6 protein-coding genes are annotated in these 9,989 nt (G+C 44.9%); 2 read left to right on the top strand and 4 right to left on the bottom strand.

Annotated elements, in window-relative coordinates; genetic code table 11:
* Positions 1-299: 299 nt before the first annotated feature.
* Both AACR11_RS09930 and AACR11_RS09925 read right to left on the bottom strand, forming a co-directional pair.
* Complete coding sequence (locus tag AACR11_RS09930) at positions 300-1,112, bottom strand: Lcl domain-containing protein (RefSeq protein WP_017818816.1); 813 nt, start codon at positions 1,110-1,112, stop codon at positions 300-302.
* Between the two features lie 513 nt (positions 1,113-1,625).
* On the bottom strand, positions 1,626-5,027 hold the full coding sequence (locus tag AACR11_RS09925; RefSeq protein WP_017818814.1) for a M66 family metalloprotease: 3,402 nt from the start codon (positions 5,025-5,027) through the stop codon (positions 1,626-1,628).
* Between the two features lie 517 nt (positions 5,028-5,544).
* Between AACR11_RS09925 and AACR11_RS09920 the strand changes: the two genes are divergently transcribed.
* Positions 5,545-7,079 (top strand): IS3 family transposase gene (locus tag AACR11_RS09920; RefSeq protein WP_415857579.1). Its coding sequence is split into 2 segments (ribosomal slippage): positions 5,545-5,998 and positions 5,998-7,079, totalling 1,536 coding nucleotides; the frame shifts between segments, so codons are not numbered across the junction.
* A 454-nt stretch (positions 7,080-7,533) separates the two neighbouring features.
* Positions 7,534-8,742 (top strand): IS256 family transposase, encoded by a 1,209-nt coding sequence (locus tag AACR11_RS09910; protein WP_017818811.1) that lies wholly within the window; start codon positions 7,534-7,536, stop codon positions 8,740-8,742.
* Between the two features lie 118 nt (positions 8,743-8,860).
* On the opposite strand, the gene AACR11_RS09905 is transcribed toward AACR11_RS09910, so the two are convergent.
* Both AACR11_RS09905 and AACR11_RS09900 read right to left on the bottom strand, forming a co-directional pair.
* Positions 8,861-9,178, bottom strand: coding sequence for a hypothetical protein (locus AACR11_RS09905; protein WP_033002857.1), 318 nt, complete (start codon positions 9,176-9,178; stop codon positions 8,861-8,863).
* 204 nt (positions 9,179-9,382) lie between these two features.
* Positions 9,383-9,613 (bottom strand): hypothetical protein, encoded by a 231-nt coding sequence (locus AACR11_RS09900; protein ID WP_017818809.1) that lies wholly within the window; start codon positions 9,611-9,613, stop codon positions 9,383-9,385.
* Positions 9,614-9,989 lie beyond the last annotated feature (376 nt).

Below are 9,989 nucleotides of genomic sequence, written 5' to 3'. Positions count from 1 at the left end.
TTCACACTTAGTCATAATGTCACCTGTTTTAGTATCGAGATGATCATATATCACTTCTTAATCAGGTGGTCAAATTCACAGTACCACTACATCCTGTTTAGATACCCACTGCTGCCAACCAAAGAGTGATTGCTCATAGAAACGTACAAACATCCCCCTCTTTTATGCCAACAATACGTTGACTGCTTTCAACCAATGCTAATTTAGTTTCAATATTCACTTATCTTCCCCCTTTTAAAAGTGCCAGGTGTAACTCTGGCACTTCAAAAATTAAAACGTTAAACTCTAAACGCTCAACTTTAAGGGTTTGAGACGCAGGATGCGTAGTTCGCGCTGCCCGGATCGTAGTTGCGGACGCGACCATTGACGAGGCTCACGAGGTAATAGTCCAAACCATAAGGTGTAGCTGACCAATAGTTGATGAGGGTCGGCCAGCCGCGCGAGGTAAACATTCTGCCATATGTATCGTGCAGTTCCACTTGTAGCTCGTCTTTTGTTGCTAAGCGCCAGTTAGTTCGTCCGCCGATACCGTTGGCGTTGTAGGTAGCACACAGTGCATTTGCGTCATTCCAATTGAATTTGTAAAAATCACCAGCTGGACCGTAAGTTCCGTTTTCAGTATAAGTACCGTTTGTAGCACTACCGCCAATGCTGTCTAGGTAGGCCTCTGAGGGTGAATTGGTAAACAACTTACCACTACCTGTATCGAAGATATCAATACATGGACCAGCTAAGTCACACACAGTGACAGTTACCGTATCACTGGTGATGCCATCCTTTTGGGCTATGAGTTCAGCGTCACCTTTAGTGTTTCCCGTTACTAAACCAGAAGCGGATACCTCTGCAATTGTTGGGTCTCCAACAATATCCCACGACACAGAATCACTGACGTCACTTTCGGCTCCATCATCGTATTTAGCTACCGCAACCAGCTGTTGTGTGCGACCTACTAACACCGAAATCGGTGAGGGTGTTACTGTAATTTCAACAACCACAGCGTCTACTGGTGGCTGAGGTTTAGAATTGAAAGCTCCTTCTGAATTACAACCGGTTAATAGCATTAATAGTGGAAAAATAACTATTGCAAATAGAGATTTAAAATATTTATTCATAGTAATACGACCTATTCTTGAAACTGGAAGCAGGAAGCAGGAAGCAGGAAGCTGGGAACGGAGATTTCAATTCGGCGATTTTGAGTTCGCCCTTATGCAGTATTGTTGTTTGCAACAGGTTGAATTTCTCCTTAATCCTGCCACTTATGGCTCTCAATTCAACCAGCTTATTAAGGACTGCTTGAGTACGATGCTTGGAAATCTTTTTACCATAAAGTGCAAGATAAGGGAACTAAAAGTCTCCTTACCTTTGAATGAACGACCTAAATCAAAGATAATTCAATTGGTTATGTTTGATTTTTTGGTCATGATTCAATAGAGCGTAGCTCACTCAGGCGGCTATGCCGCTGATTCAAGATATCACTCGTGACCTGACAACACATTTGATTGAACGGGCATTATACCTTCCAAAACAGTAATAAAATTATTGATTTGGATGAGCTAATTGCTGATCTGAAACTGGAATAACGGAAAAATCTGGGGTTCCGGCGTAGAACCCCTATTTATGGTTGTTTATCGATATGAGTACTGAACGTATCCGTTGGAGAAGACCCAACGCCTCCCGTTCGACCAGTACACTTCAGACTCTTGGACACATTGACCGCTTTGGTTAACAAAGCCTACGCCGTACAACGTACCTGGTTGGTTTAATGAACACAAATTGGCATCGCTACCCGATTTGGCTTTCACGAGCTCACCAATTTGCTCGCGATTACTCAAAGATAGCCATTCAAACTGATTTAACTCTGAGAGCATCGGGCGCTCACCATGGCTATCACGTACAGTGATTTCACTGCCTCCGGTACATTTATATCCTCCCTCGCTCTGTTGCTCAACGAAACCATAGACGATCTTTGTGCTTTCGTTGATTGACATTGGGAAGCGGCAAAGATAGGGTTTGTCATCCCCTTTGCGCAGTGTTGCTAGGCTCGCTTGTTCGACTTTGCTCAACTGAGAGTGATCAAACCCTTCTGGTGCGTTAAACCAACCAGATGGTATTGTTAACTCACTTGCTTGATAGCCAAATTCTTGACCAATAATTACCGGTCCAACCAAAGCTTCGATTGCCGGGTTATAATCGACTTCTAGTGCGTCGAGTTGCTTTTTTTCACCATTTAGTTGTTGGCAGCTCACGCTGACAAAGCTCGGCGGATTATCCAAAGCAACATTAATGTGGAACTTATTGCTCTGGGTAAGATCATATCGGTCGCCATGTACCGCAATGCTTTGAGTCGTGCCATTTTCAAACTCGATATCCACCTGACACTGACGACTCGCTTTGAACACATGAACTTTGCTATTGTTGGGTTTTAAACCATAACTCCAGATAGCGTTGTTGGTGTGCTTGATGCCATCAAGTTGGCGACACTTGCCGTCTTCCACATAACCAGCACCGTCATGTGAGCCGCCTACTGTGGCTAAGCTACACAGTTCTCGCTCACCCAGTTCTGGTGTCGGTTGGTAAGTGACAGGTCCGCTTGCCGCAGAGAAACTGGAGAGTAATTGGTACTGATCTGTTTCTGAGGTAGAAATTTTGCGCCACGCATTATCGAAACGCCATTTCATGTCGTCCGAGGTTTGACAAACGTTGCCATTTTCGTAACCAATCAAAGTGACTCGGTTGCTAAACTGATCGTTGGTCTGATACTGACAAAGAAGTTGTTGTTGATCATCAATCCGGATCGTTTGCCACTCAGTATTCAGTCTGTCAGCTTGGCTTAGGGTAGAGATATCTTGCCAGCCTTGCAGTATGTCGTGATTATAGAGCTCTGGTGCAGGCAGATCGAATACGTGACCATAGTTACTGTAGGTCAGTGGGTAGACTTGGCTTGGGTACTTCCCTGTTGGATCGTAGATGCCCAAGATTGTCGCCACAGGAACACCTGCGGCTATCGGTGGTGTAAAATTAACGTCAGCTGCGACTGTGCGTTGCTGCGCTTGATTCCAACGGCTATAGCCAGTTGGGCTCAGTGTGTCGATACGCTGAGAGCTATTCAACCATTGTTGGGTTTTAAGTGTGCCTGCAGGATGATCATGGGTATAACTGCTGATTGGACCGTTAAATGCGGTATTACCCCCCGCTTGAGAATCATTGGTAAAAGTAAACTCACCTGCAAATGGTGGAACAATTTGACCAGCCCATTCCATGGTTTTGACTTCACCCTTCCAAAGCATGTTGCCAATAAAGCGGTTGTAAAGAGCATCCCATCCCCAGCCGGTCGTCTCATCATGAATAGAGGCGAGATGTGGGTGATGACCACGGCCAAAGTTGTGGGCTAACTCGTGTGACCATTCATTACCCGTGCTGTTGCGGAGCGTCACCATACCGCCGCCGCCACTCAAACCATGAGTTACGATCCCGTTGGTGTAAGCACCAATACTATTGTGAGAGGTAATGATGTTAGTGCGTCGCGCATAGGTTCCCGTGATACCGGCGCTATCCGGAATACCAAAGTTGGCGTTGTTGATGCCCATGGAAATCAGCGCCTTACCAATGGCACCACGCATATCGCCAACGTACACTCCACCTTTATCGTCACTACGCTCAGTGTAAACTTTGCCGTTTGGCAATGTCACTTTTGTCAGGTGCAATGGTGTATAATCCACCATTACCAGTTTAGACGCAGGGATTTTTTGGAAATAATCCGGCGCAAGCTTATGCATTTCCTTGATCATGCTGTATTGATTGCGCGGAGGCGTTAACATACCAATGTCGATGTTATTGATGACCAGCTCTGGTGCTCCGCCAAAGGTCAAATCTGTTTCAGCAAGCTCTCCGATGCGACCAAAGTTATCGGTTAAACGCAGCGAGAGACCTGGCTGCATCCAACGCCAGTTGATTGGGGTGCTCCATGCATGGTGTGAGAACACGACTGTGCTACGATCGGCTGCGACTTGATCGGTGGCGGGCTGCGCTGTAGGTGGATTCATTGCTACCTTATCGACCACTACGCCGTCTTGCAGGATTTCTAACCACAGGTGGTTGGTCGAATAAGCTTGAGGAGTGATCAGCAACAACGCATTGCGTGACATCACCAGTTCCGGCCGGCGATTCTCCGTGTTGGTATTGGGTGTCACACTTGTATGCGTTTGCGCAAAGTTTACGTGTGCAGAGAGATTGCCTGAGAGGTGGTTATCCGCTTGGCGTGTGTCATTGTAGGCCAGACGTACAGGCAAAGTGGTGAACGTCATCGATTGGCTGTCACAATCGAGAATATTACAACTTGTTAACTCAACCTCGTACTGCGTTTCCGGAGTTAAATGGGCAATGTAAAAATTAGGACCGGTAGCGGTGTAGTTTACCGTGATCGGGGGTTCGCCTTGCGGACGCGATGTCAGGGCAATCTTGTATTCCGCATCCGTTGGGTTGTTCCACACCAGTTGTACGCCCACATCAGAAACAGACGCGGCTTTTAACTCAGTGACTTCGGGTACTGACAAATCGCCACAGCCGCTGGTTACGGTGCGCATAACCATTTCATTTTTCCAAGCATAGCTGCCATCTGGGCGTTGAGATCCTCGGGCTGCGGGAATGTACTCAACAAAGCAGCCTGAGTCATCAAGATTCATTACACCAAGTTCTTTATGCTGCAAATAGAACCCACCATTGTACGAAATCCATTCCCAATCTTCATTCACGAAAGGGAAAGCGGTGTTGTATTCTCCATTGGTGTTGAACAGCGGAAACTTGGGAAAATTTTCGTGGTTGAGCCAATATTGTTTACCTTGATATTGCAGATAACGACGCTCTTCTTTGCCGATCACAACATTGCTTGGATCGTTGGCCAAGTGTTGCATCTTATACAACTGGTTTTTAACGTGTTCACCGAGTGGCACTAATGCCGACTGGTCGGCGAGCGCAAATTGACTGACAAGTGCCGCGCTGATCCACAGGACGAATGGAGATAGTTTCATAGATTCCCTTTTTATTGTTAGCCCTAAACCACCTACTGCAGTAGGTGGTTAGCATTCATTTCGGCTATGCCTTAATATCAAAGCTGTTTACGTTTGTTCCGTATTTATCAGAAGCTAACTGAAGTAAAGAAATTGTAGCTCTTCAACAAACTCAATGGCTTTGCTTAGCTTCTGCTTTTTAACGACGTCATAAACTTAGTAACGAATAAGCTAAGTGAGACTGTAATGCTAAATCTAGATTCATACCTATGTCCCCTTTTAGAGGGCTCACACAAAGCCACATTCTAAAGAAGGTGGTAATTTACATTTATTATTGTTTGATTTTTATGCAAGTGCGCAGGTTTATTTTGAACCGGCGGCATAGCCGCCGGTTCGCGATCTCGTGGGGAGTCTAGTTCAAATGGTAAGCGCGCAATTAACCCCACATTCTAATCCCAGCAAGACTTTCACAACCCCCCTCTGGCAGGATTGTTGTCACTGTTAAAAATTAACCAGTTAGAGCGTAAGTAGAATTCATTTGTCTCGTTATTCTCCGGAAAGAAAAGAAGCCATACTCAAGAAACTGTTGCCGCCATATCCTCGCTCCATTTCGGAAGTGGCGAAAGAAGAAGGCGTCCCTGAAGCGACACTGTACAATTGGCGTAAAACATTGAGAGATAAAGGGACCGCAGTGCCTAGTAAGAAAACATCGCCAGAACAATGGTCTGCACAAACGAAGCTCGCTGTCGTTGCTGAAACCTACACGATGACCGAGCATGAACTCAGTACGTACTGTCGTTCAAAGGGGCTCTACCCAGAGCAGATTCACACTTGGCGTGAAGAGTGTTTACACGGTTTTAGGTCATCGAAGGAAAAAGACGCTGAAGCGAAACAGCAGTCTCGAGCGGACAAACTAGAGATCAAAGCTCTGAAAAAAGAGCTTCGATATAAAGAGAAAGCCTTAGCCGAAACCAGTACGCTATTAGTTCTGCGAAAAAAGCTGAGAGCCTTTTACGGGGAAGAGGACGAGGTCGATTAACGTCAACCAGTGAAAGGCAAGAACTGATAAGTCTTATACATGAAGCGGTCGACAACGGCAGTCGTCTGCCGAATGCATGCTTGGAAACGGAAATCGACCTAAGAACATATCGAAGGTGGTATCAAGGCGGAGAAGTCCAAGAAGATCAGCGCCCACTGGTCGTTCGCCCAGAACCAGCTAATAAGTTAACGGATAAAGAAAGGTCAGCCATATTGGACGTATGCAACGCGCCTGAATACGCCGCCCTTCCTCCAACACAAATCGTCCCTACGTTACTTGATAAGGGAGTTTACTTAGGCTCAGAGTCTACGTTTTATCGAACCTTAAGACAGGCAGGTCAGGTTGAGCAGCGAGGACGTCAACGTGCACGTAAGAAAGTGGCAAGGCCGAGCAGCTATACTGCGACAGCACCGAAACAGGTGCTGACGTGGGATATCACTTACTTACCAGCCGCGGTGAGAGGCCAGCACTACTATCTGTACCTTATTGAAGACATCTACAGTCGAAAAATCGTTGGCTATGAAGTCTATGAGCAAGAGAGTGGTGAAAAAGCGTCTCAGCTCTTGCAGCGAACGCTCATGCGAGAGCAATGCTTTAATCAAGCGCTTGTGCTTCACTCGGATAACGGGAGTGCGATGAAGTCTTCAACGATGAAAGCCAAGATGGAAGAGCTTGGTGTGACGTCGTCTTACAGTCGCCCACGAGTGAGCGATGATAACCCCTATGTAGAATCGTTGTTCAGGACGTTAAAATACGTCCCGAGTTGGCCGTCGAAAGGCTTTGCAAGCTTAGAAGATAGCAGAGCTTGGGTAGACAGGTTCGTAGAGTGGTACAACAATGAGCATAAACATCGAGGACTGAACTACGTGACGCCATCAGAAAGACATGCGGGTAAAGATAGTGAGCTCTTACAAAAAAGAGCGGCGGTCCTAGAGGTACGCCGAGAGCAAAATCCTGAACGTTGGTCAGGAGAAATCAGAAACTGCGAACCAGTTGGTGACGTTCATCTAAATCCAGAAAAAGAAGTTGCTTAATTAACAAGCAACCAGTGACAACTATCTTGAAAAACGCTGCAACGCTAGCGCATCAATTCAGAAACAACACTACAACAAACTAGACATGACGGATTGAATTACCTTCAAATTAACTCGCTCTTTCAAAGGTAAACAAACTTTAAGCTTCCTTACCTTTTAAATTGAGCTTGAGATGTTACAACGCTCAAGTGGGGGAAATCATGGCGAATGTCAAAGCTATAAACAAAGTCATAGGACTAGGTATGCCCGTCAGAAACTAACGGCTAGTCGTATATGGCATTGTTGCTCAAGCTGATTTGATCAACAACGCCCAGTAATTACATCAATCCAAGTGACACCTGCAAATGCATCTTTAGCAAAAGGTCAAAGATAGTCATCGCGAATTAAAGTTGAGAGTGTCCCGAATTCTGTGTAACTGTCTAAACTTAAGCCTTAAAGGCTAAGGATGGACAATATGGATAAGAAAGCACTTGAAGCTTTTGCTCGTGAAGCAGCAAAGTCAATTAAGACTGAATCTGATCTTGATGACTTCCGAAAAATGTTAACCAAGGTGACCGTTGAAACGGCGTTAAACGCTGAACTCGATGAGCACCTTGGATATCAAAAACACCAATCAAGAACCAGCTCCAACTCCCGCAATGGCTACTCGGGTAAATCAATCATCACCGATGATGGAGAGGTCGATATCGACGTCCCTCGCGACCGTGAAGCGAGCTTTGAACCTCAACTCGTCCGCAAGCACCAAACTCGATTCCAATCCATGGACGACAAGATATTGAGCCTTTACGCGAAAGGCATGACCACACGTGAAATCGTCGCAACGTTCAAGGAAATGTATGATGCTGATGTCTCGCCAACGCTGATATCAAAAGTCACCGACTCGGTGCTTGAGCAAGTGATTGAATGGCAGTCGCGACCCCTCGACGAAATTTACCCTATCGTCTATCTCGATTGCATCGTGGTTAAGGTGCGTCAAGACAAGCAAGTCATCAACAAAGCCGTCTATCTTGCGTTGGGCGTCAACATGGAAGGCCAAAAAGAACTGCTCGGTATGTGGCTCTCTGAAACGGAAGGGACCAAGTTCTGGCTTAACGTGCTGACTGAGCTTCAAAACCGTGGGGTAAAAGACATCCTTATCGCTTGCGTTGACGGACTCAAGGGCTTTCCTGACGCCATTAACACTGCGTTCCCAGAGACGCAAATACAGCTCTGTATCGTCCACATGGTGCGAAACTCGGTCAAATACGTCCCTTGGAAAGACTACAAAGCGGTGACGACTGACCTGAAGAAAATCTACCAATCAGCCACAGAAGATGAGGCACTGCTGGCTCTAGAGCAGTTCTCTGACCGATGGGATAGTAAGTATCCTCAAATCAGTCGCTCCTGGACAACACATTGGGACAACCTCAACACCCTGTTTAACTACCCAGAGGATATTCGCCGAGCGATTTACACGACTAACGCCATTGAATCCCTCAACAGCGTTATTAGAAAAGCGATCAAGAAGCGCAAGCTCTTCCCAACGGATGAATCAGCTAGAAAGGTGATCTACCTGGCTATCCGAGATGCTTCCAAGAAGTGGACGATGCCGATTAGAAACTGGCGACAAGCTCTAAACCGCTTTATGATTATGTTCGAAGACCGACTCACTGAATACATGTAACCCCGACAGTTACACAGAATTATTTACAGGGTCTTAAAGTTTTTTCTTTCGTCAGAAAAACTTTTAGATCAATAAATTCAATCATCTTGCTCAACAAAATATAAGTAATTCATGTCAACTATTCTGATTTTGAGAAATTATTAACCGTATTGCTATTGCCTTTAAGCGATGGGAAATCAATACCATGTGATGAAATGCATTCTATCGACAGCTTGAACTCTTCAAAAGCTTCATCAAAATCGCCATTCTCATTTGCATTAGCTAACTTATAAATAGCTTCATCAGATTTGCATTTTTCTGCCAATTTTTCTCGAATTTGTTGAGGAACAACATCCCCGTCACGGTAATGCCATGAGTACTGAGTTTCAGCATGAATGACAACTGATACACACAACAAACTCATCAAAGCCAGAAGGTTTATATTATTACATATCATAATTCAACATTATCCTTTTAAATTTTTATTCAAAAGATAAATTTTGAAAAAGATGGGTTATTAATCACTAACGGCTTCTCACCTTTGACTCGAACTTCAAACCGTTCAATCACGCAATCATCCTCACCGTCCTCAATGCACACCCATTCATCAATATTCAAATTTATCCTCGTGGTGTTATACTAATTAATACTTGGCTGCTAGTTATGCAACTAACTCTACTTGGGACGCAACCTCTACTTTGACTCTTTGAACACGCTGTAACGCTTCCATAACCTTATCATCCCTGAACTGTTCTATACGGTCATCGTTACCAAGATTGTCTGCAGAAAGAGTTAAAGCGTCATCATAATCACGTTCAAGTGATTTCAACTCTTTCATTAGCTCTGACAATTTTTTATTGGCTGCGTCCAGATCTAAAGTCTTATTTTCCATTTTTACCCTCTATTTTTCAGTATCACTTGGAATGGTGATATGTTTAAGCTCTCAGCCGTATGTTCAATATTCGCTTATAGCATGTCTTCCATTTTTTTATGAGACATCGCTACGAATTTTCCTCTTACGGCTCATATGTTGGACCTAAACTACATACAGCGTCATATTTAGATCAATGCTGGTGACAGGTATCATTGCAATATTACTGTAAAGGTCGAGTGCTGAGTACAACATAAGGAGCGTAAGCAAACATATTGCACTCAGTGCTGACTCGCGCAGCTTGCCGCTCTTAACTTATACAGGCTCTGTTGCAAATAAGTATCATGAGTGTAGTGGCATAGTGAATTTGACCACCTGATTAAGAGGTGATGTATGA

Source organism: Vibrio sp. L85 (assembly GCF_963871815.1).
Classification (GTDB): domain Bacteria; phylum Pseudomonadota; class Gammaproteobacteria; order Enterobacterales; family Vibrionaceae; genus Vibrio; species Vibrio harveyi.
Note: the sequence above shows the minus strand (reverse complement) of the source record. Positions and strands in the feature narration are given on the sequence as shown.

Excerpts from the sequence above, each read along its gene's own strand:
- AACR11_RS09910 (WP_017818811.1), top strand. The coding sequence starts at position 7,534 with ATGGATAAGAAAGCACTTGAAGCTTTTGCTCGTGAAGCAGCAAAGTCA.
- AACR11_RS09930 (WP_017818816.1), bottom strand. The coding sequence starts at position 1,112 with ATGAATAAATATTTTAAATCTCTATTTGCAATAGTTATTTTTCCACTA.
- AACR11_RS09900 (WP_017818809.1), bottom strand. The coding sequence starts at position 9,613 with ATGGAAAATAAGACTTTAGATCTGGACGCAGCCAATAAAAAATTGTCA.
- AACR11_RS09925 (WP_017818814.1), bottom strand. The coding sequence starts at position 5,027 with ATGAAACTATCTCCATTCGTCCTGTGGATCAGCGCGGCACTTGTCAGT.
- AACR11_RS09905 (WP_033002857.1), bottom strand. The coding sequence starts at position 9,178 with ATGATATGTAATAATATAAACCTTCTGGCTTTGATGAGTTTGTTGTGT.